Origin of the sequence: Ruegeria sp. HKCCA5839 (assembly GCF_013035585.1) — a bacterium.
In the GTDB taxonomy this organism is placed as follows: Bacteria; Pseudomonadota; Alphaproteobacteria; order Rhodobacterales; family Rhodobacteraceae; genus Ruegeria.
Window position 1 is genome coordinate 149,882 of sequence record NZ_WQIE01000004.1, and the last position, 21,841, is coordinate 171,722.

The 21,841-nt window shown below is 57.3% G+C and carries 17 protein-coding genes; 13 read left to right on the plus strand and 4 right to left on the minus strand.

The window, feature by feature from the left end; genetic code table 11:
- Positions 1–145 precede the first annotated feature (145 nt).
- From GOV38_RS13150 to GOV38_RS13170, 5 genes are all read left to right on the plus strand, one after another.
- Positions 146–988, plus strand: a complete 843-nt coding sequence (locus tag GOV38_RS13150; protein WP_171208230.1) for a M15 family metallopeptidase — start codon at positions 146–148, stop codon at positions 986–988.
- A gap of 208 nt (positions 989–1,196) precedes the next feature.
- Entirely contained in the window at positions 1,197–2,912 is a 1,716-nt protein-coding gene (locus GOV38_RS13155) for a ShlB/FhaC/HecB family hemolysin secretion/activation protein (RefSeq protein ID WP_254430471.1), read from the plus strand.
- A complete protein-coding gene (locus GOV38_RS13160) occupies positions 2,839–6,456 on the plus strand; it encodes a filamentous hemagglutinin N-terminal domain-containing protein (protein ID WP_171208231.1) in 3,618 nt (1,205 codons plus the stop codon). The genes GOV38_RS13155 and GOV38_RS13160 overlap by 74 nt, the downstream gene beginning before the upstream one ends.
- Positions 6,457–6,474: 18 nt before the next feature.
- A complete protein-coding gene (locus tag GOV38_RS13165; RefSeq protein ID WP_171208232.1) occupies positions 6,475–8,409 on the plus strand; it encodes a caspase family protein in 1,935 nt (644 codons plus the stop codon).
- Positions 8,410–8,725: 316 nt separating this feature from the next.
- Positions 8,726–9,625 carry a hypothetical protein gene (locus tag GOV38_RS13170; RefSeq protein ID WP_254430472.1) on the plus strand — a complete coding sequence of 300 codons (900 nt, stop codon included), beginning with the start codon at positions 8,726–8,728 and terminating at the stop codon, positions 9,623–9,625.
- A gap of 331 nt (positions 9,626–9,956) precedes the next feature.
- On the opposite strand, the gene GOV38_RS13175 is transcribed toward GOV38_RS13170, so the two are convergent.
- Both GOV38_RS13175 and GOV38_RS13180 read right to left on the minus strand, forming a co-directional pair.
- Positions 9,957–10,166 (minus strand): hypothetical protein, encoded by a 210-nt coding sequence (locus GOV38_RS13175; protein ID WP_171208233.1) that lies wholly within the window; start codon positions 10,164–10,166, stop codon positions 9,957–9,959.
- Positions 10,167–10,285: 119 nt separating this feature from the next.
- The gene (locus GOV38_RS13180) at positions 10,286–11,341 is read right to left on the minus strand and encodes an OmpA family protein (protein WP_171208234.1); all 1,056 of its coding nucleotides are present in this window, start codon (positions 11,339–11,341) and stop codon (positions 10,286–10,288) included.
- Positions 11,342–11,450: 109 nt separating this feature from the next.
- On the opposite strand from GOV38_RS13180, the gene GOV38_RS13185 reads away from it, so the two are divergent.
- The 4 genes from GOV38_RS13185 (at position 11,451) to GOV38_RS13200 (ending at position 15,481) form a co-directional block, all read left to right on the plus strand.
- Positions 11,451–12,980: a caspase family protein gene (locus tag GOV38_RS13185; protein WP_171208235.1), complete on the plus strand. Its 1,530-nt coding sequence runs from the start codon at positions 11,451–11,453 to the stop codon at positions 12,978–12,980.
- Between the two features lie 119 nt (positions 12,981–13,099).
- The gene (locus GOV38_RS13190; RefSeq protein WP_171208236.1) at positions 13,100–13,915 is read left to right on the plus strand and encodes an ABC transporter substrate-binding protein; all 816 of its coding nucleotides are present in this window, start codon (positions 13,100–13,102) and stop codon (positions 13,913–13,915) included.
- 1 nt (position 13,916) lies between these two features.
- Positions 13,917–14,750: an amino acid ABC transporter permease gene (locus GOV38_RS13195; protein ID WP_171208237.1), complete on the plus strand. Its 834-nt coding sequence runs from the start codon at positions 13,917–13,919 to the stop codon at positions 14,748–14,750.
- Entirely contained in the window at positions 14,750–15,481 is a 732-nt protein-coding gene (locus tag GOV38_RS13200; RefSeq protein ID WP_171133126.1) for an amino acid ABC transporter ATP-binding protein, read from the plus strand. The genes GOV38_RS13195 and GOV38_RS13200 overlap by 1 nt, the downstream gene beginning before the upstream one ends.
- Positions 15,482–15,497: 16 nt before the next feature.
- On the opposite strand, the gene GOV38_RS13205 is transcribed toward GOV38_RS13200, so the two are convergent.
- The gene (locus tag GOV38_RS13205) at positions 15,498–16,523 is read right to left on the minus strand and encodes a LacI family DNA-binding transcriptional regulator (protein WP_171208238.1); all 1,026 of its coding nucleotides are present in this window, start codon (positions 16,521–16,523) and stop codon (positions 15,498–15,500) included.
- Positions 16,524–16,680: 157 nt separating this feature from the next.
- Here GOV38_RS13205 and hisD point away from each other — a divergent pair, with 157 nt between their 5' ends.
- From hisD to GOV38_RS13220, 3 genes are read left to right on the plus strand one after another with little or no spacing between them, the layout of a single operon-like run.
- Positions 16,681–17,988 (plus strand): histidinol dehydrogenase, encoded by a 1,308-nt coding sequence (hisD, locus tag GOV38_RS13210; protein ID WP_171208239.1) that lies wholly within the window; start codon positions 16,681–16,683, stop codon positions 17,986–17,988.
- Positions 17,981–18,742 (plus strand): SDR family NAD(P)-dependent oxidoreductase, encoded by a 762-nt coding sequence (locus tag GOV38_RS13215; protein WP_171208240.1) that lies wholly within the window; start codon positions 17,981–17,983, stop codon positions 18,740–18,742. The genes hisD and GOV38_RS13215 overlap by 8 nt, the downstream gene beginning before the upstream one ends.
- Positions 18,739–19,719 (plus strand): alcohol dehydrogenase catalytic domain-containing protein, encoded by a 981-nt coding sequence (locus tag GOV38_RS13220; RefSeq protein WP_171208241.1) that lies wholly within the window; start codon positions 18,739–18,741, stop codon positions 19,717–19,719. Before GOV38_RS13215 ends, GOV38_RS13220 begins: the two co-directional genes overlap by 4 nt.
- A 24-nt stretch (positions 19,720–19,743) precedes the next feature.
- Here GOV38_RS13220 and GOV38_RS13225 read toward each other — a convergent pair whose 3' ends face one another.
- A complete protein-coding gene (locus tag GOV38_RS13225; RefSeq protein WP_171208242.1) occupies positions 19,744–20,637 on the minus strand; it encodes a LysR family transcriptional regulator in 894 nt (297 codons plus the stop codon).
- A 107-nt stretch (positions 20,638–20,744) separates the two neighbouring features.
- Between GOV38_RS13225 and GOV38_RS13230 the strand changes: the two genes are divergently transcribed.
- Positions 20,745–21,824, plus strand: a complete 1,080-nt coding sequence (locus tag GOV38_RS13230; protein ID WP_217352090.1) for an SMP-30/gluconolactonase/LRE family protein — start codon at positions 20,745–20,747, stop codon at positions 21,822–21,824.
- Positions 21,825–21,841 lie beyond the last annotated feature (17 nt).

The following is a 21,841-nucleotide window of genomic DNA, read 5'->3' on the forward strand; positions in this document are numbered from 1 at the left end:
AGCCAGAGATTACCGGTGCGCCCAACACCCGACAATGAAGAATGTCACACAGTCGAAAGACAATTTTAGGGCAATTGGGTGACAACTTGGCGGGCGCATTTTAAGTTCAACCTAGAAGGCAGCAGAAAACAGGAAAACCCACGCAATGCGCATCGTGCCCGCGATCATCTTGGCCGTGGCAATTATTCTTGCCCCGATTCTCTGGTATGTCGTTCCTCTGGTCATGCCTTTCGAGGAAAACTTCGAGGGGCCCGCAATCGACTCGGGCGCGCGGATCGAAATCGAGATGCTGAGCCAACAGGTAGAGGATTTGCGCAATCAGGTCGAACGCCTGACTCAGCAGATGTCCAGCGGCCAGAGCGGTGGGACGTATTTACAGCAGCAAAACCTTGATGCTGCGGATGATTTTGGGTTCGACAGTTCGACACCGAATGAAATCATAGACGCATACGCTCAGGTTGTGCTGATTGCAGACCGCAAAAAGGTGAACGAAGATCTTGAACTGGCTGGCGCGGCATTTCTTCGCGAAACATTTGGCCTGCCGCGCGAGGAATTGACGGATGAATGTCAGTCGATGACCAACCCTCGTCTGCAGGATAACCTGGTGTTGGAGGATGTTGGGCCGGTTCGGGTGCGGATGCTGAAACCGGCAATCGAATCCCTGAGAACGGTTTTCGAGAACATCGAACGCACAGACCCCGATCTCTATGCCCGGATCAATACGGCCGGCTCACTATGTGTGCGCCGCATCCGAGGGGCGACTGAATCGGCCTCTGCGCATGCCTATGGTCTTGCGGTCGATCTCAATATTGACGGTGTGCTCGATACCCTTGGCGACGGAAAAACACAGCTTGGCCTAACAATCTTGGCAGACTTCTTCCGCGATGAAGGATGGGTATGGGGGGCGGCCTGGGGACGCGAGGATTCGATGCATTTCGAAGTGAGCCGCGACAAGATCGAAGAATGGCTTGAGCAGGGTCTTTTTTGAGTTTTTTGCACCAGGAGCCCCGCCTTTGTGATCTGGAACACAGACCGATCACATAAAACCCGCGAAGAGGTTTCCTTATGTGGGGTAAATTCAACAAGCAGGCAGTAATGCTCGAACCGATCTTGCTTTGGGTATTGGGCTGCGTTCTGATCGGTGCCGCAATGCTCCCAAGCCAAACCAGACCAAACGCCAAAGGCCGCCTCGTCCCATGACGCCTATCAACAAGTTCGCTTCGGTCGCTTCGATGATTGCGGCTTTGTCTCTGGTCACCAGCGGGCCCGCGCAGGCGCAAAGTGCATCCAACCTGGCACCTTCGACATTTCAACCGCAAAATCAACGCAGTACCGGGCCAGTTACTGTCGCGCGCGATCCTGGCGCTCCGATTCCCGAGGGTGCAGATCGATTGTTTGTCACCGTCGGTGGTGTCGATATCCAAGGCGCTTTGCCACAGATGGCCGAGGCCAACGCCGCTTTTGCCGAACGGCTGACCGGCAAGCGCGTTGCCGTATCCGAGATCTTTGCGGCGACCAATCGGCTTGAAACCGCCTACACCAATGCGGGGTACGTTCTAAGCCGCGTGGTCCTTCCGCAGCAGACGCTGCGAGACGGCGGAACCCTGCGGATCGTCGTGATCGATGGCTTCATCGAACGGATTGTTGCCGCAAAGGTACCCGATCAGGCGCGCGAACGGGTTGTTGCGATCACGCAGCCTCTGATCGGCAAGCGCGGAGTGACACTGCAACAGATTGAACGCGCCCTGTTGCTTGCGGGCGATACGTTTGGACTGCGCCTGGCTTCAACACTGTCAGCCGGTGATGCTTCGGGTGCAACGGTTTTGACACTGGATGGTCAATTCAAGCAGTTCACCGGATCTTATGGCTTTGACAACACGCTGTCGGATGAACTTGGCCCTGTAAACCTGTCGCTCGGGCTTGAGGTCAACGGTGCGTTTGATCTGGGTGAGACATTCTATTTCAACGCAGGCGGTGCAGCGCCACGCTATTTCTCAAGTGATCCCCAATACCGGATTCTTGCGGCGGGGGCTGTGCTTCCGGTCGGTTACGACGGTCTGACCCTTAACGCTGAATTCACCACAAGTACAGCGCAACCCGATTCCAGTTTCCTGCCTAATGAAAGCCGTTTCGACCGCTTTTCGTTCAGGTTGTATTATCCCTGGATCAGGTCGCGGAAACTGAACCTGTCATCACAACTTATTCTGGATCGGATCAGCGACTCGCAGGACATTTTGGCAGGATCACTCAAGCTGCCGATCTATGACGACGATCTAAGTGTTCTACGGGCGACGGCTGACGCGTCGGTGAACTATGAAAACGGATCGTTTCTGAGGGGTAGCGCGATCTTGTCACGTGGATTGGACGCATTTGGTGCCAGTTCGACTGCGGGGCCGGGCGACACACCCTTGTCCCGGCAAGGGGCCAGCGCAGAGTTCACCAAGCTGGTTCTGTCGGCGCAATATCAGCGCCCGCTCAGCGCGCTGTGGTCGCTTAGCATGAGTGGTCGCGTTCAAACAAGCTTTGGAGACCCGCTGGTGACCTCCGAGCAATTCAATATCGCCAGCTCTAGCGAATTGTCGACCTTTGATGCCGGCGAGTTGCGCGGGGATGATGGCTGGGTTGTTCGGACCGAGGTTGGGCGGTCGCAGCAAGTCACGCTTGCTGGGGTTCCTCTGTTGCTGAAACCCTATGCTTTCGGCGCATACGGAGAACTTGGCCTGCAACAACCCACAGTATTTGAGCAAAGCACAACCACTGCCTATTCCTATGGGATCGGGCTTGATTTGTTTACGATTGAAGACTCGGCCTATCGATCCGGATCGGTACGAGTGGAATATGGAAGGGGCGAACGCGATGACCTTGGACAAGATGGAAACAGGTTCACCATCGTTGCAAGCCGCAGGTTCTAAGCGAGCCACCCTGTGGTACTGCGCGGCGATTTTGTCCGCCTCGGCGCTGTTGTGGACCACAACGGCGGTGGCGCAATCCTTGCCCAATGGCGGAACCGTTGCAGCGGGCCAGGTCAAGATCAAGCAACCCAACGCGAACACGTTGAACATCAACCAGGGTTCGAACGCTGCGATTGTAAACTGGAGCGGGTTCTCGATCGGGTCGGGATCGACGGTCAACATCCAGCAGCCGGGCAAGAACAGTGTGATCCTGAATCGCGTGACCGGCGACACAACCAGCCAAATCCACGGTCAGATGAACGCAAATGGCAAGGTTCATCTGGTCAATCCCAACGGTATCGTCATCGGGCCAAATGGCCATGTTAACGCAGCGGGATTTGTGGCCTCGACACTGGATATCTCGGATGATGATTTTCTGAACGGCAGATATCGCTACGCTGGCGACGGCGCGTCAGCCGCTGTTGAGAATGCCGGGACGATATCCATCGTACCCGGGGGCTATGCCGCACTGATCGGTGGCAAGGTGACCAATTCGGGGTTGATCCAGGTTCCCTTGGGCAAAGTCGGGCTTGGGGCCGGAGAAAAAGTAACATTGGATGTGTCGGGCGATGGCTTTCTTCAGGTTGCCGTACCCTCTGACACGACAATGGAGGATCTGGTCACCAATTCCGGGCGGATCGAAGCGGATGGAGGTGTTGTGCACCTGAAAGCCGCCAGCGCGCGCAATGCGGCGCGTCAGGTTATCAATATGTCAGGCGTGATCGAGGCCCGCTCGGTCAGTGGTGTGTCCGGCGCAGTGGTGCTTGGCGGCAGCGGTGGCGGCGTCCAAATCAGCGGCAAGATCGACACCTCGGCGCGCAAAGCGGAACTGACCCGCTCGCCCCGGCCCCGGGTTCGGTCGCCGGATGGTGGCACAATCACGGTCACTGGCGAGGCGATCAAGCTGGCCGGTGCAACGTTAAAAGCCAATGGGGCAGGGGCCGGAGACGGCGGCACCATCCTTGTTGGCGGTGACTTCCAGGGCGGCGGGTCCTTGCAAACGGCGCATACAACCACGGTGGATGCAAATTCAAAGATCGTCGCAAATGGCGGTACGCGCGGTGACGGCGGGCGCATCATCGTCTGGTCCGACTATCTGACCAAGTTCCATGGCGACATCTCGGCCCGTGGCGGCGCCGAAGCTGGCGATGGCGGGTTTGCCGAGGTTTCTGGCAAGATCGATCTGATCTATCGCGGTTTCGCCGACTTGCGCGCGCCCAATGGCCGAATTGGCGAGTTGCTGCTGGACCCGATCAATGTGACCGTTCCCGGCACGATTTCGGAAGCTGTTCTGGAAGGGCAACTGGCCTCGGCAGATGTGACGTTGACCACGTCGGGAACCGGTCCGGATGCGGGCAACATCACGATCAACGCGGATATCGATTGGACAAGCGCCACCGATCTTATCTTGATCGCGGACAATGCGATTACGCTGAACGGTGCCATCACTGCGCCCAGCGGTGGGTTGGTCTTAACTGCGCTCGGGGCCGTCGACGGGCTTGGTCTGATCACCACAGGCGCCGGTGGGGACGTCAATGTCGGCACATTTTCTTTGCTGGCAGGCTTCTGGCGTCAGATCAGCACCAATCTGCCCAGCTTTGCGGCGTCCGATTTCGCGATCAACCCCTCAGCCAATTTCCTGCGCGTCACGGGTGGCAACGGATCAGGTTCGAATCCGTACAGTTTGACCGACGTCTATGGCCTGCAAGGCATTGGCGGCTCGCAGCTGTCCAGCCTCAATTTCGAACTGGCCAACAATATCGACGCCTCTGCCACCTCGACCTGGTTCCGCGGTTTTGAACCGATGAATTTTTCTGGCACCCTGGAAGGCAACCGGTTTGCTATCGACGGATTGTTCATAAACGACACCTTCAACGCCGCTGGGCTTTTCAACGTCCTCAGCGGCACGGTCCGGAATTTGTCGATCACCAATGCCGACGTCTCGGTTGGTGAAGGTGGTATACTGGCCGCCGTCAACGACGGCACCGTATCGGGCGTGATGACTTCGGGGACGTTGTTCAGCGGTGGCTATGCCCCGTCCGGCGGATTGGTCGGCGAAAACAGCGGCACGATCATCGATAGCTTTTCCACAGCCGCCGTCGATGTGATCCCGATTGAATCGGACACGGTAATCACCGGTGGCTTGGTGGGTCGAAACACCGGCAGCATTATCCGATCCCATAGCACAGGGTCGGTAACCGGCAGCGCTTCGTTAACCTATGTAATGGGTGGTCTCGTTGGTGAGAATTTTTCTCTGATACGGGATTCATATTCCACGTCGAGTGTGACAGGTGGAAACAGCCTGGCGCCGTCGACATCACCAGCCAATTTTGGCGGTCTGGTCGGATCAAATAGCGGCACGATAACGCGCACCTACGCCACCGGGCCCGTCAGTTTTTCCGGGGCGAATGTCTCGCCGCGACTTGGTGGGCTGGTTGGTGCGAATACCGGCTCGGTTAACGCATCGTTCTGGAACCGCAACACAACCGGGCAATCGTCCAGCGCGGGCGGCGGCACCAGCCTGACCACGCGACAACTGCAGAACACGCAAACATTCTATCGCCTCGCTTCCGCCCAAGGGTGGAATTTCAGAACAAACTGGGCCCCCGGAACGGGCAGCACAAACCCAGCCAACTACACGACCTCGCCAGTGGTCTTTGCGATCCCGAATTCGATGGTTGTCCCAACCGGTGCGACATCGACGGCAACCGCAACCGGCACCGTCTATGGTGGGCCTTCGGTCTACCTGTTTGGACCCGCCTCGGATACGTTGAACACCGCATCCGCATTCCAGTCGCCAAATTTCGCAAGCACCTCACCGGGCACAACGAGTTTTACGCTCAGCTCATCGAACCTGGTCAGCTCCGGCGGTGTGAACTATGCGGTCGCCTCTTTGCCGGGGGTCGCAGTGATCGGTGGCACAACAACGATTATTCCGGTGCCCCCGACACCCACAGTGACAATCACACCCACAGTTGACACGACGATCACCGGTGGCGGCGGCGGTGGCACAGCCGTCACAACCGTAGCCGAGGCAGAAGCGGCTTTGGGCACGGTCGAGAATGCGTCGCAGGATTTCGACAGCGATGTTTCCTCTTGCGCCAGCAGCGGAGAAAATGTCAGCGAATACCTGTCATGCCTGGCCGAAGCCATGGATGACTACGCCGAAGATCTGGATGAGATCGTCGATGGTCTTCCGCCCGGCCTTGAATCCGTGGGCGACATCATCCGAGGCGCCAGCGCGGGCATCCGTGAAGCCGGCGAAACGGCCAACCGCCGTCTGGCTTTGGCCACCACCGCAGAAGAGCGCGCAGCAATCCGCCGCGATGCGGTGCAACAGGCGCGGCGCGAGATTCAGCAGGCGCAGCGCGAAATTCGCAAAGCGATCACATTGATCCGCGCAACGGACCCGGAACTTGTCATCATCCAGAACCAGCAGGTAGAAACAATCGTAGCTGCCGTAGGCCAGGCTGAAATCAGCCTCACCCGCGCCATCGGCCTTTGATCTGCCGGAGTAAGCACCGTGTTTTTGATCCGTAGCCTCGCCGCTGTGATATTGATGCTGTTCAGCGCCTGCGCTGCGCTTGCAGACAAACGCGTGGCTTTGGTGATTGGCAATTCGGATTACCTGGCGGTTGGCTCGCTGGACAATCCAATCAATGACGCCTCGGATCTGGCCATCGCGTTTGAAGGGCTTGGTTTTGACGTCTTTTTGGGCACGGATCTGACTCGGGACGAGATGTTGACGCTTGCGGAATCCTATGGGGCGACGGCGGCGGACTCCGACGTCTCCCTTCTGTTTTACGCGGGTCACGGGTTTCAGGTGGACGGTCGCAACTATCTTGTGCCCGTGGATGCCGAGATCTCGACCCCCGCGGACATCCCCGAACAGACCGTCGCGATGGAGGAATTTGTCAGCCGCATGGAACGTTCGAATGGGATCCGGCTGGTTTTTCTGGATGCCTGCCGCGACAATCCGTTCGAGGGCACCGGACTTGATGTGGGGGGTGATGGGCTTGCCCGCGTGGGCAGCGCGGCTGACTTTCTATTCGCTTATGCCACACAGCCCGACAATGTGGCCTATGACGGGACCGGACGGAACAGTTTTTTCACCGAAGCCTTGCTGAGCCATATCTATACGCCGGGTCAGGATATCTCGGATCTTTTGATCTCGGTGCGCAAGGATGTGCTGGCGGCCACCGGCGGGCGCCAGATCCCGTGGGACAATTCGTCCCTGACCCAACAATTCCGCTTTGACAACAGCCCTGTAACTGCATCCGAGGAAACTCTGCTGTGGCAAGTCGCGGCCAATGCGCAAGACCCGACTTTGATGCAGCTTTACATCGATCGCTACCCTCAGGGCGCGCATGTGGGTGAAGTGGTGGCCTTTCTGGACAAAGCCGATCAAGGCGAGATCGTAACCCGCTCGTTTTCGACCGGTGACGCGGATGAGCAGGCTGAACGGCTCTGGAAACTCGCACAACGCAGCCGGATGCGTCCCTTGCTGGAATTCTATCTGGAGCAGTATCCTGACGGACGTCATGTGGAACAAGCACAGCGGCTGATTGCATCGATTCCGCGTCCCGAAGACAGCACACCCGGGGGCATTTGCGAAAGACTGGCAACGCATCCAAGGGACCGAACCGCCAGCATTCCCGGAGTTCCTTTCACACGATTGCAGGAAAATGCGATCTCGGCGATCCAGGCCTGTAGTGCCGCGGCTGCTCAATCGCCCGATCTGCCGCATTACGTGGCCCTTCTGGCCCGGGCAACCATTGCGTCCGGCGATATCGAGCGTGCGGTTACGCTGTATCGACAGGCAGCAGAGCAAGGGGACCTGCGCGCCATGGTCTCGCTTGCGCAGTTGTACGAAGGCGGCACCGGTGTGGGGCAGGACACCAGCCGTGCCTTGGAACTCTACGAAAGCGCTGCGACAGGCGGCAGTTTCGACGCGATGATCAACCTGGCCGTGACCTTGTTCGAGGGGCAGATCGTTCCCAAAGACGAAACCCGAGCAGTGGCTTTGTTGCAGCAAGCGGCAGATGGTGGCTCGGCCAAAGCCACCTTCAACCTCGGCGTACTGGCTCAGGACGGTATCGCCGGCAGCCCAGACCAGGCGCTGGGGTATTTCCAGCGAGCGGCGCGCGACGGAGAATATCAGGGCTATCTGGCGGCGGCCATTTTACTGGATGAAGGCCGCGGGGTTCCGCGTGATCCATCTGAAGCGGCCCGGATGCTGTTACGTGGCGCGGCAGAGGATGATGGTGCCATCCTCGATCAGCTCTCATTGGCATCAGACCAATGGTCACGCGAGACAATCATGGAAGTTCAAAAACTGCTACAGCAGGCCGGTTATTACTCCAGCGCAATCGACGGAGTGCCCGGACCAAATTTCACCTCGGCCCTGCAACAATGGCGCAGAGGTGGATTTGACCCGATCATTCTGTCTGAGAACTGAACCGAACATCCTGGCACGGCCTATTGAGGTGGGTTTCGTAGGCTCGAAGCCAAAGACCGACATGCGAATGTTCCGGGCGCACGATGTCGTGCTGGATGACGCGCAAAAGTACTTTGTCGAAGAAACGGCGAAAGCGTCGTACGATTTGATGCCTAAGACTGTTGCGGCCAATTAACACCTGGCCAACCTTACGCCTACATAGCCGCCGCTTGAACTGGGCGGCTGCGTTGTACTTTGGGCAGGCTTTAAAGGACTTGAACCGCTCGTCCATGAATGGCAACCCAATAGGAAACCAACGTCACGTGAGAAATGTAAGATGAAAAGCCTAGTTCTAACGTGTTGCTTTGGAACTATCTCCCTTGGGTTTGCAGCGTTTCCGTTAGCTGCACAGCCCCGGCTAGGTTGGGCGTATCAGGTTGATGGGATTGCTGCGTTTCAAGGGGACGCGGATCTGAGCGACGGTGGTGAGTTCTCGGCAAGCCGGGCATTTCTACGTGCGACCGCACTTTACAATCTTGAAGGAGGAAGCTCCATTGGGCTTTCAACCAGCTTCGGCAAGCTGGAATATAGCTTTAGTCAATTGAACAATCAGCCATGGGAAAACATCCGTGACTTTCGCGTTAGTGTTCCCATGCGATTTCGTGCGAGCGACACAGCAACAATTTTTGTGTCACCACAGCTCAGGTGGGACTATCAAAGCGGGGCTTCCTCATCTGACGGCAGAACTTACGGAGTTTTTGCAGGTATTGCTTGGCAGCTGAACGAGAGGCTGACGATAGGTCCGGCCTTTGGTGCGTTTTCTCAGTTTGACGAGGACGGTGCAGACTATTTTCCTGCATTGCTGATCGATTGGGACATAAATGATCGCTGGAACTTGAACACAGGTTCTGGAGTCGGAGCGACGCAGGGGCCGGGGTTAACGCTAAGCTACAAGTTAAATGAGGCCTTGGACATTTCACTAAGTGCGCGATCCGAGAGAATTCGGTTCAGGTTGAATGGAGATGGCCTTGCCCCGGATGGAGTGGGCGAAGACAAGAGCATCCCTGTCGTTCTCTCTGTTGGGTACAACCCGAATCCTGGGGTTTCATTGAGCGTATTTGCAGGCGCTGAATTTGACGGCCGCCTGACGCTGGATGATGCGAACGGGGCAGAAATTAGTCGTCAAAGCTATGAGACTGCCCCATTGATTGGCCTGGCGTTTAGGGTCAGGTTCTAATTACAAACTTGAGCGCGTTAGCCGGTTTCACGCAGAGGCTTTCTTGCGGCCAAGTTTGAAAGTCCGCTTTGTCCGCAAAGCAGACCTTTGCTCTCCAATCTGAACAAGTGGTTTTCTGGTAGATTTAATATGTTAGCAAAATCAAATGTTATGAGGTAGAGAATCCAATAGCTTCAATTCGTCACCATCGCCGGATTTGAGCATGTTACAATCTTGCGCCCTTACCGGAATCTACCTTTATTGCCAGGCTTTGCTCCGTGGCTGCGGCCGGTGGCAAAACCGAAGGATCGAGTTCACGCTACCTGACGTCTAAGCACGGCGATAGACCAGGTCAAAAATAGTAGTGCCGGTAATAATACCCCTCAGGCGGCAGCTCGTCGAAATAGCCAGAAGCGCTCAGGTCGCGAGCCACCTTGAGGTTTTCCTCTAGTCTCTTGCGCCTTTTTTCAGCTTTCAGTGCCTGCTGTGCTTTGCGTTCTTCGACAGGCCCGACAAGCCAGCTGAAGAAATGTCCCGGGGTTCGGTGTTCGGTAAAGGCCATCTCAGACTCCTCTCGTATTCAGACCTTGTTCAGGAAAGAACATGAGAGCTTTCGATGAGGTCTTCCCCACCAAAAGGTTAAAGTTTCTTAAGCGATTTCCAGAGACTTAATCGCGGGTGTCAGTTGATCGGTACAAACTCGATCCGGCGGTTGCGGCGTTTGCCTTCAACCGTGTCATTCGAGACAACCGGGCGGCTCTCGCCATAGCCGACGGTTACAAGGCGTTCCGGTGCGATACCTTGATTGACCAGATAAGTATTGACCGCTTGTGCCCGACGTTCGCTGAGCGCGCGATTGGCGGCGTCCGAACCATCGCTGTCTGTGTGGCCCCCGATTTCGATCGTCAGATCTGGGCATCGGCTTACGATATCATGAAGATTGGTCAACAGCGGGATCGAAGCATCCGACAACCGCGCACTGCCTGAGTTGAAATAGATATTGCCGGTGCGCGACAGGATCTCCATCCGACCTTCGCAAGCTTCGCGATCCAGATCTCCTTTGGTCTCAAGCGCGGCAGCTCCGGGCGTGGCCGAAACCAGCTCTAGCTGCGGTGGGGTGCCGGGTTGGGCGCGGTCGAAGACAAACCCGAAGCTGATGAACCCAAAGGGCAGAATGTCGACGCCTGCCGCCTCTTCGAGCTTGGCACGGCCTTCTTCAAGGTTGAAATCCGTCAAGGCGATCGCGATCGGGGTGGTGTTGGCCACTGCGACCCGGTCGTTGTCGACCAATGTGATCGCAACCTGTGCGGTGCTTTCCTTGGTCACACCGTGCAACGAAAGCTGATACGGCAAGTCGATGATCTTGTGCCGCGTCTGATGCAGATCGATCAGCTTTTCCGGGGGCAGCTGTGCCGTGATCACGGCCTCGGGGAAATTGAAGGTTTCAAAGAACAAGAACCGCATACGCACATTGCGCAGGTCAATCTTGGTGTCCACGCTATCCATCTGCACACGGATCTCTGCTGCGCCTTCTGGACTGATCACACCAGATAGGGTTGCAAAACCGCTGTTTTCGGCAATCGAGTTCTTTTTGACCGACAAAAACTGCAGTTCGGAGGACCCAGCATCCAGTTCCCATCCATATTCAAAAGGATCAATGCTCTGTGCCCATGTGGAATTGGCTGCAAAAATCGTCAAAATGGTAAAAACTAATCGCACCAAGCCTGAATGTGACATGTGTGAACTATTTCCTATCTTTTTTGCCCCCAAATTGAATAAGACAGGAACGAGCCACAACAAAGCCAAAAAAGCTGGCTAGTCAGATCCGACTCAGCTTGGTGCGCCCATGTCACGGGCTGAATGGAAAAAGGGATTCAAGGGACCGAACGTGCGTCACGTAGTCAAAATTCTGGTTTCGCTGGTAAGCCTGTGCTGGGCCGTGCAGGCTTGGGCCGAACCGCGCATCGCGTTGGTTATCGGCAATTCGGCATATGGATCCGTTTCGGCCCTGGACAATCCTGTGAATGACGCTGCGCTGATCGCCGAGAAACTGACCGGCTTAGGCTTCGAGGTTCGACATCTGTCCGACAGCCACCAAGTGGATATGAAACGCGCCATCGCACAATTCGGACGCGATCTGCGGAATGGTGGAGAAGACGCCGTCGGGCTGTTCTACTATGCAGGGCATGGCGTGCAATCTTTCGGCTCTAACTATCTTCTGCCGATCGACGTGTCTCTGAACGACCCGGCCGACCTCGATCTGATGGCGGTCGAAGCGCGCTCGGTTCTGCATCAAATGGCTTCGGCAAAGAACAAGACCAATATTGTGATTCTCGACGCCTGCCGGAACAATCCGTTCGAAGATCTTGTGGACATGGACGACAACGGCCTGGCCGAAATGAAGGCTCCAACCGGCACATTCCTGGCCTACGCGACCGACCCGGGCGGGGTGGCGCTGGACGGGGAAACCGGAAACAGCCCCTTTACCCTGAGCCTTGCCAAACACATCGATACGCCCGGTATGGCGATCGAACAGTTGTTTAAGAAGGTCCGAGTGGATGTTTTGGAAGAAACCCGTGGCCTGCAAACACCTTGGGATACTTCATCGCTGACCTTGGACTTTACCTTCTCGACCGAAACACAAACGCAAATCACACAGCACGAAAGTGAAGAGGATCTGTGGCAAGCAGCCAATAGCTCTCGCGACCCCGTACAGATCATGCTGTTTATGAGAGCCTATCCCAACAGCGTTCACTCAACTGACGCGGCGGACCTACTGCAATCTGTCATGGCCGATTCTTTCGGCACACCAATTAAGCCCGCCGCGACAGACTCAGACCCAGAACAACTTAAGGCCGAGGCAACTGAAACAGATCGACTGATGTATGAGTTGGCGCTCACCGACGACACGATTCATTCATACGAGGTTTATCTTCACAGCTTCCCGGACGGTGTTTTCGCCGATGATGCCGTCGAACGCATGGCAGCCCTACGATTGGGTGAAGAAACGGTAACGCGCAAAGCCGAGCCCAATGTCGAGGCGCCTGATGCGGAAAACAAAGGGGCGATTTCTGCCGACATCGTTCTAACGCTCGACTCCCCACTGACATTTGGAAACTCCTATGTGCTTGGGCAATCGATCAATCAATTGGTGGCGGGCTCGCCTCAATTCCCTCCGATCGAAGGGCTCCCCGAGGAGCTGTGGAAAGATCAAAGCTGCTCCAACTGCCATCAGTGGACCGCTGAAGCCTTATGCGATCAGGCGCAAACCTATGTCGAACGCCCAGCGGCAGGGAATGTCGCAAAACAACACCCCTATGGTGGCGGTCTAAAAGTCAATTTGCGTCGCTGGGCATTGGATGGATGCCAAGGGTAGCTTAAGGTAGCATTGTCCAGTTTCAGACTAGCTGAATGCGACATTGCAACCGCCAACCTGCTGGACAGACAAGGGACACGGATTTACCTTGGCGCGACACCAACAAAAGGATCGTGCCCATGTCCAAGACGCTTACCCTTGCCGCGACAAGCCTTGCACTTTTGTCTACTGCCGCCTTTGCAGATGGGCATTGTGCCGCGGGCAAAACGCTGACCGACGGCAAATTCACCATCGCGACCGGTAATCCGGCCTATTACCCTTGGGTTCTGGATGACGCACCGGAAAGCGGGCAAGGGTTTGAAGCTGCTGTGGCCTATGCTGTGGCCGAAGAAATGGGCTTCGCCGCCGAAGACGTGGTCTGGGTGCGATCTTCGTTTGACGAGGCGATTCAACCGGGTGCGAAAGAGTTTGATGTGAACATGCAGCAATACTCGATCACACCGGAACGGGATCAAGTGGTCGATTTCTCGGCACCCTACTACACCGCGCCCATGGCTGTGCTGGTTGGCCCCAACGCCACTGAGACCGAACCAAGCATTGAAGCTCTGAAAGGGCTGCAATGGGGCGCTGTGGGCACAACCACTGCCGTACCGAAACTGGCAAGTGTGATCCAACCAGACAGCGATCCACTGCTCTATGGTGACAATGCGGATGTGAACGCGGCCATCTCGGCCAATCAGATTGACGCGGCCCTGTTCGACCTGCCGACCGCTCTGTTCCTGAGCGCCGTGATGATCGAGGGTTCGAAGGTGATCGGTCAATTCCCAGCTGATGCCAGCGACAATCCCGATCAGTTCGGCATGTTGATGGAGGATGGCAACCCGCTCAAGGCTTGCGTGGATGAGGCCATCGCGGCCCTGGCCAGCAGCGGCATGCTTGCAGAGATCGAGGCAAAATGGCTTCAGGACACCACCGGTGTTCCGCTGATCAAGTAACATGACCAAATCACAGGCGGCGGGACAGACCCGCCGCGAACGCTATGAGGCGCAGCAGCGGCGCAGGTCTTTGATCATCGCCGCGACCAGCACTGTTGTTGTTTTGGCTGCGCTGGTCCTTCTGGTGCCGCTCGCTCCTGGTTGGCAGAAGGTGCAGCTGAGCTTTTTCAACGGTGAGGTTTTGCTGAAGACCTTTCCCAAACTGCTCGAGGCGTTTCGGATCAACGTGATGATCTTTGCCTGGTCTGCTCCGGCCATTGCCGTTTTGGGCCTGCTTATTGCCTTGGCGCGTGATGCAAAATCTCCGGCGCTGTTTCCGCTTCGCATATTCGGTGCTGCGTTCACAGATATCTTTCGCGGCGTACCGGTTATTCTGACCGTATATCTGATCGGTTTCGGCATCCCGGGTCTGGGCCTGCCGCGCCCGTGGAACTCACCCTATATCTGGGGCTCGCTGGCGTTGATCCTGACCTATTCCGCCTATGTGGCCGAGATTTTCCGGTCGGGCATCGAAAGCGTCCATCACAGCCAACGTGCGGCGGCGCTGTCTTTGGGTCTGTCCGAACGGCAGGTGATGCGCGATGTGGTGCTGCCCCAGGCGGTGCGCAATGTGGTGCCATCGCAGATGAACATGCTGATCGCGCTGCAAAAAGACGTCTCGCTGCTCAGTTTTATCGGCCCGGTTGAGATCTTTCGCCAGGCCGGTGTTTTCAAGTCGCTTCTGGCGAATTTCACTCCTTATGTTGGGGCGGCGATCATCTTTTTGATCGTGACCATTCCGGCCACGCGCTATGCCGATCACCTGATGGCGCGCCAGATGCGAGAGAGACAGTAATGGCAAAACTGGAACTGCGCGGCGTCGTCAAACGGTTTGGCGACAGAACCGTGTGCGACGGTATCGATCTGGATGTTGAAGAAGGGCAGATGGTCTGCCTGATCGGCGCCTCAGGCGCGGGCAAATCCACGCTTCTGCGCTGCATCAACCTGCTTGAGCCCATCGAAGACGGTGAGATTTTCTTTGACGGAGAAGATATTGCCGTCCCCGGGTTGGATCCGCAATCAGTGCGGGCGCGGATCGGGATCGTGTTTCAAAGCTTCAACCTCTTTCCGCATATGACAGCCATTGAAAACGTGATGCTTGCCCCGCGTCGCGTGCGCGGCAAATCGCGGGCCGAATTGCTGCCCGAGGTTGAGGAGTTATTTGCACGATTTGGTCTGGCCGACCGAATGCACAACTATCCCGATCAACTGTCGGGCGGTCAGCAACAGCGCGTCGCGATTGTCCGCGCCCTGGCCATGCAGCCCGAGGTGATGCTGTTTGACGAAATCACCTCGGCCCTTGATCCGCAATTGGTGGGTGAAGTTCTGGACGTGCTTTTGATGCTGAAAAAGCAGGGGATGACGATGGTCATGGCAACACATGAGATGGGCTTTGCGCGCGAGGCCGCCGACAAGGTCTGTTTCCTGCAAGACGGTCGTATCGTGGAAGAGGGTAGCCCCGAGGAACTGTTTGGAAACCCGAAAAAGGCAGCCACTCAGGCATTTTTGGCGCGGGCACTGAAATAGCCCACTATACGCGTGATCAGGTCACGCGCGCCGGCCCCAGCGATGCGCGCTCGATGATGTGCGTTTCAAGCTGTTTCGACGTGCCCGAAAAGTTGCCCTCAACCATTGCAATCAGCATATCCGCCGCTCTGCGCCCCATCTTTCGATGCGGGACATGCACGGTTGTCAGAGCTGGGCTGACCACGCGCGCCAGTTCGATATCGTCGAACCCGGTGATGGAAACGTCATTTGGCACGTGCAGTCCCATTTCGGTAGCTCGCTTTATGGCACCAGCGGCCAGAACGTCATTGCCGCACAAGACCGCGCTTGGTCGCGGCGTCGATGTTATCAATTTGGAGAAGGCTGCAGCACCGCTTTCGATATCATAGCTGCTTTCGATGATCGGCAAGGCCTGCGCATCAAGCCCATTCGCCGTTGCCGCCGCTTGAAATCCTTCGATGCGTTCACGCGCTCGGTCATTCCCCGAACTGATGCCAGAGATCATCGCGATACTCTTATGGCCGTGGTCCAGCACCTTGCAGGTCAGATCAGACATGGCCGCGCGATTGTCAAACCCGATTGATGGTAGCGTCGCGTCAGAACGATAAGACCAAGCGACCAAAGCGGGCACGTTCTGCCGCGCAAGATAGTCATGTATCGCCGGATCCCGTTCATGCCCGATCAACAGAATCCCGTCCGCACCGCGGGCCACAAGGGTTCTGATCTGTTCCTTCTCGATCTTCGGATCATAGGCCGAGCTTGAAACCAGAAGGGTATAGCCACGATTGTGCAGCTCTTCCTGAAAAGCCTGCAAACCACGCGCAAAAATGGCGTTCTCCATTGTTGGAATGATCGCACCAATGGTCAGGCTCCGCTTGGCGGCCATTACCTGGGCAGCGAAATTCGGGGTATAGCCCAAAGCCTCGACCGCCGACATCACCCGTTCACGGGTCGCCTCGACCACACGTTTGGGATCGTTGAGGCAGCGGGAAACGGTGGCTGTGGACACTCCTGCTTTTTTAGCGACATCCCCAAGGGTCGGAGCCACATTTAGTTTCGACATTTCTGAACTCTTGATTTGCCAATACCAAAGAAGGTAGCGGTTTTCGAATTTGGGGAAAAGCCCAAATGCAAGCGCTTGCATTTTGCGTGTAAGCGCTTACATTGCACGTCCAAGCCTCTGCGCGAGGGCGGCACATTTGTTGAGGGATCTTTGAACCATGCCACGTGACTATCTGAAAAAGGCAACGCTAACCTCTCAGTCTCATGCAGGCGAAGTGCATGAAACAGTCAAAACTATCCTCGCGGATATCGAGACCGGAAGAGATGCCAAGGCGCTGGAATATGCGGCCAAGTTCGACAAGTTCGATGGCAATGTCTTACTGACACAGGCCGATATTGACGCTGCAATCGCGCAGGTGCCGGAGAAGCTGAAGGCCGACATCCGTTTTGCGCATGACAATGTGCGCCGGTTTGCCGAGACACAGAAAGCCACCGTATCGGACGTGCAGATGGAGATCGTGCCAGGCTTTGTCGCCGGGCAAAAGGCGATCCCGGTGGATGCGGCAGGGTGTTATGTGCCGGGCGGGCGATACAGCCATATCGCCAGTGCGATCATGACGGTGACCACCGCCAAGGTGGCCGGGTGCCGCCATATCACTGCCTGTTCTCCGCCGCGCCCCGGCGAAGGAGTCGCGCCAGCAATCGTCTATGCCGCGCATATCTGCGGGGCCGACAGCATTCTGGCCATGGGCGGGGTGCAGGGTGTGGCAGCTATGACCTATGGGCTATTTGGTTTGCCCAAAGCGAATATTCTGGTGGGCCCAGGCAACCAGTTCGTTGCCGAAGCCAAACGCATTCTCTATGGCAAGGTCGGCATCGACATGATCGCGGGGCCAACCGACAGCTTGGTTCTGGCCGACGGTCAGGCCGATGCCCATGTGGTGGCGACCGACTTGGTCAGTCAGGCGGAACATGGCTATAACTCACCGGTTTGGCTGGTGACCGATGATCGTGCGCTTGCTGAACAGGTGATGGAGCAGGTGCCCGTTCTGATCGACGCTCTGCCCGAGTTGAATCGTGAGAACGCGTTTGCGGCCTGGCGCGACTATGCTGAGGTGATCCTGTGTTCGGACAGGGAAGAGATGGCGGCCTGTTCCGATGAATATGCGCCGGAACACCTGACAGTTCAGGCCGCAGATTTGGATTGGTGGTTGGATCGGTTGACCTGTTACGGATCCCTGTTTCTGGGTGAAGAAACCACCGTGTCCTATGGCGACAAGGCCACCGGCACGAACCACGTGCTGCCAACCTCGGGCGCGGCCAGCTATACGGGTGGTCTGAGTGTGCATAAGTATATGAAAATCGTCACCTGGCAGCGGGCAACGCGTGAGGGGTCGAAATCGATTGCCGAAGCCACCGCGCGCATTTCGCGCCTGGAGGGGATGGAAGGGCACGCCCGTGCTGCTGATGTCCGCCTGGCCAAGTATTTCCCGGATGAGCAGTTCGACCTGACCGCAGATGGATGATCCGCGCCGCCTGTTCGATCTGACGGGGCGGGTGGCTTGCGTCACGGGGGCCAGTTCGGGCCTTGGCCGCCAGGCCGCTCAGACTCTGGCCGCTGCCGGTGCGCGGGTGGTGGCTGTAGCGCGCCGTCGCGATGCGTTGGAAGGTTTGCAGGCTGAAATAGGTCCCTCCGCCGCGGCGATTGCAGCAGATGTGGCGGATCGGGATCAGGTTCAAGCCTTGGCTCGGCAGATATCCGACCCGTTCGGCGCGCCGGACATCGTGGTGCATGCCGCAGGCGTTAACACGCGCGAAGCGGCCGATGAGGTCACTGCCGAAGGATGGGATCAAACCTTGGCGCTGAACCTGAGCGCTCCGTTCTTTCTGAGCCAAGCCTTGGTGCCCGCCATGAAAACGCGCGGATGGGGGCGGATCGTCACCTTTGCATCACTGCAAACAACGCGCGCCTTTCCGGGGGGCATCGCCTATGGTGCAAGCAAGGCAGGGATCGGCCAACTGACCCGCGCGATGGCCGAGGCTTGGTCACCTTTCGGTATCACCGCCAACGCCATAGGGCCGGGGTTTTTCCCAACCGAACTGACCCAGGCCGTGTTTGATGACGACGAGCGATCCGCACGCAACGCCGCCCAAACCTGTATCGGGCGCAATGGTCGGATGGACGATATAGACGGACCGATCCTGTTTTTCTGCTCGCAGGCGTCCGACTATGTGACGGGGCAGGTTCTGATGGTCGACGGGGGGTTTACGGCGAAATGAAAGCTTTGGTCTATGAAGGCGTTGAACAGGTTGTGCTTCGGGATGTCCCGGATGCGGTCCCCGGACTAGACGAACAGCTGATCCGGGTTGACGCCGTAGGCATTTGCGGGTCTGACATGCACGCCTATCTGGGGCACGATGCACGGCGTCCGGCGCCGTTGATCCTGGGCCATGAGGCCGCAGGTGTCATCGTTGGCGGCCCGCAGGATGGGGCACGGGTTACAATCAACCCGCTGGTGTCTTGTCGGGCTTGCACCTATTGCACCTCGGGCCGCGAAAACCTGTGCCCGTCCCGGCAGATCATCTCGATGCCGCCGCGCGAAGGGGCCTTTGCGCAATACGTCGCCATGCCCGCACGCAATTTGGTTGAGGTGCCGGACCACGTTTCTTTGGCCAAAGCCTCTCTGGCTGAGCCATTGGCCGTCAGTTGGCACGCGGCGCGTCTGGGCCTTGAGGCTTTGCACCCGGCGATGGAGCGCCGTGCACTGGTCATTGGGGGTGGCGCCATTGGGGTGGCGGCGGCCGTTGCGCTAAAGGCGATGAACGTTGGCGATGTCACAATAGTCGAGCCCAACGACCTGCGCCGTGCCTATCTGGACGAGATTGATGATCTGAAAACCACCCAATCGGCCAATGGGGAATACCCGTTGGTCATCGACGCCGTAGGCTATGCCGCAACGCGCGAGACCGCCTCAGCGCTGGCGGCACCCGGAGGTGTGATCGCGCATGTGGGTCTGGGTGACGGCGCGGGCGGTCTTGATGTGCGGCGGATGACTTTGCAGGAGATTACTTTCATCGGCACTTACACCTACACAGATCAGGATTTTCGCGACACGGCGCAGGCAATCTATGACGGCCGGCTGGGCGCGCTGAGCTGGATAGAAGAACGGCCGCTCTCTGATGGGGCTGCAGCTTTCAGGGCGTTGCGGGCAGGCGAGGTGCCTGCACCCAAAATCATCCTGAGACCCTGGGACTAGGCACCCAACCGCTCTGACCAAGGGTCAGTTGCGTGTGTGTCCGGCAAAACAGGTCGAGACAAACTCGCCAAAAATCTTGTTCTTCTGGCCCGCCCGCGATTCAGGCGAGAACAGAAACCAGATCGGGGCCTCGGCCTCCCACAACGAACCCGGCGCAACTTCGATCAAACGGCCCTCTTCCAGTTCGGTCTGGATGGCGAGGCGGGATTTGATCGCCAGCCCAAGCCCCTGAACCGCCGCGTCGGTGAGCATGTCGGAATTGGAAACCAGAACGTTCGATTTCACTGTGGCATCCCGCCGGCGGCCTTTGGCATCGCATAGGGACAGCCGGGTCTGCCACGGCAGGCAGACCCAAGGGTGTTGCAACAGATCGGTTGCCGTTTGTGTCCGATTATGACGGGCCAGAAATTCAGGCGCCGCGCAGATCACCCGGTGATTGTCGCTGAGCTTGCGCGCCACCATGGCGCTGTCGGCGAGTTTGCCCACACGGATGGCGCAGTCCTGCCCCTCGGCCGAAAGAGAAACAAACCGATCCACCGCGAGGAATTCGAAGGTCAGGTTGGGATGCTGCGCCTGAAATTTCGGCAGCCCCGGCAAGATAAAACGCGACAGAACCCAAGGTGACATTGTGACCCGCAGATGTCCCGTCAGCTGTGCCGACCCACTACCGGCGTCCCGTTCGGCTTGCGCCAAGTCGGCCAAAATGATCCGTGTGCGATCAAAGAATATCTGCCCCTCATCGGTCAGCCGCAACATGCGGCTATTGCGATGGAACAGCGTTAGTTTCAGCGCCATTTCCAGCTTGTTCAGACGGTGGCTTGCGGTGGCTGGTGAAATCCCCACCCGCTTTGCGCCTGCCGTAACACCCTGTGCGTCAGCGATGGCTACAAACGTCTTTAGGTCGTCGATGCTATACATTTGGTCAGATCATTCGATTATTTCGAACACAGGTTTCCATATTGAGCCTATTTATCCAAGTTATTCAATTGATCTATCCCTTCGCCAAGTAAATGGAGGAGACTGCCTTGAAGAAACTGTTGTTTGCCGCTGGTTTGAGCGTGGCGCTGACCGGAATCAGCCATGCCGAGGGTTTAGAAACCTATCTGGATTTTCCAAAAGATATGCCTCCGGGCAATTTGGCCATTGGGCCTGATGGCCGGATGTTCATGTCTGTGCATGAATTCTATGGCCCAGAACTGCGGGTGGTTGAGGTGATGCCCGATGGCACAACCAAGCCCTATCCGACCGAGGAATGGGCTCGCGCACCTGTCGAGGACGGAGATGGCTTGCGCGGTGTTTTGGGTCTGCGCGCCGACCGTGAGGGCATCTTGTGGATGCTCGACGGGCAGGGCGAAGGGCAGACCGGTCGTGTTGTCGGCTGGGACACCAAGGGTGAAAAGCTGCACGCCATCTACTATGTCGGACAGCCCGCTGCGCGCGCAACATCGTTCCTGAACGACCTGGCCATCGACCGCGAACACGGCGCGATCTATATCTCGGATACCGGTGACGGGCAGAACTCTGCCATCATCGTCATTGATATGGACACCGGTCGTGCCCGCCGGGTTCTGGAAGGCAGCCAATTCACCATTCCCGAAGACACGCCGATGATCATCGACGGGCGCGAGATCCTATTGGGCGGCAATCCCGCCAAGATCGGGATCAACCCGATCACCATCGATCCGACCAACACCTGGGTCTATTTCGCGCCGATGACGGCCAGCGCGATGTACCGTGTCCGCACCACCGATCTGTTGGATGAAAGCCTCAGCGATGCGGATTTGGCCGCCAAGGTCGAACGCTATGGCGACAAGGTCATCTCGGATGGATCAACTGTTGATGCGGATGGCAATGTCTATATCACCGCGATGACCGACAATGCTCTGGGTGTTACCAAACCCGACGGCACCTATGAGGTGCTGTATCAGTCGGATGAGGGGCTGCCCTGGCCAGACGGTTTTGCGATGGGCGTTGATGGCTATGTCTATGCCACGATCAACGAGCTTCACCGTTCACCGGTGCTGAACGGCGGCGAAGACGCGTCAATCGGGACCTACAAGATTGTCCGGTTCCCGGCCCTGGGTACGGGGATCAGCGGCCGGTAAAATGATTGGACCGCTGT

Excerpts from the sequence above, each read along its gene's own strand:
- GOV38_RS13150 (WP_171208230.1), top strand. The coding sequence starts at position 146 with ATGCGCATCGTGCCCGCGATCATCTTGGCCGTGGCAATTATTCTTGCC.
- GOV38_RS13155 (WP_254430471.1), top strand. The coding sequence starts at position 1,197 with ATGACGCCTATCAACAAGTTCGCTTCGGTCGCTTCGATGATTGCGGCT.
- GOV38_RS13160 (WP_171208231.1), top strand. The coding sequence starts at position 2,839 with ATGGAAGGGGCGAACGCGATGACCTTGGACAAGATGGAAACAGGTTCA.
- GOV38_RS13170 (WP_254430472.1), top strand. The coding sequence starts at position 8,726 with ATGAAAAGCCTAGTTCTAACGTGTTGCTTTGGAACTATCTCCCTTGGG.
- GOV38_RS13175 (WP_171208233.1), bottom strand. The coding sequence starts at position 10,166 with ATGGCCTTTACCGAACACCGAACCCCGGGACATTTCTTCAGCTGGCTT.
- GOV38_RS13180 (WP_171208234.1), bottom strand. The coding sequence starts at position 11,341 with ATGTCACATTCAGGCTTGGTGCGATTAGTTTTTACCATTTTGACGATT.
- GOV38_RS13185 (WP_171208235.1), top strand. The coding sequence starts at position 11,451 with ATGTCACGGGCTGAATGGAAAAAGGGATTCAAGGGACCGAACGTGCGT.
- GOV38_RS13190 (WP_171208236.1), top strand. The coding sequence starts at position 13,100 with ATGTCCAAGACGCTTACCCTTGCCGCGACAAGCCTTGCACTTTTGTCT.
- GOV38_RS13195 (WP_171208237.1), top strand. The coding sequence starts at position 13,917 with ATGACCAAATCACAGGCGGCGGGACAGACCCGCCGCGAACGCTATGAG.
- GOV38_RS13200 (WP_171133126.1), top strand. The coding sequence starts at position 14,750 with ATGGCAAAACTGGAACTGCGCGGCGTCGTCAAACGGTTTGGCGACAGA.
- GOV38_RS13205 (WP_171208238.1), bottom strand. The coding sequence starts at position 16,523 with ATGTCGAAACTAAATGTGGCTCCGACCCTTGGGGATGTCGCTAAAAAA.
- hisD (WP_171208239.1), top strand. The coding sequence starts at position 16,681 with ATGCCACGTGACTATCTGAAAAAGGCAACGCTAACCTCTCAGTCTCAT.
- GOV38_RS13215 (WP_171208240.1), top strand. The coding sequence starts at position 17,981 with ATGGATGATCCGCGCCGCCTGTTCGATCTGACGGGGCGGGTGGCTTGC.
- GOV38_RS13220 (WP_171208241.1), top strand. The coding sequence starts at position 18,739 with ATGAAAGCTTTGGTCTATGAAGGCGTTGAACAGGTTGTGCTTCGGGAT.
- GOV38_RS13225 (WP_171208242.1), bottom strand. The coding sequence starts at position 20,637 with ATGTATAGCATCGACGACCTAAAGACGTTTGTAGCCATCGCTGACGCA.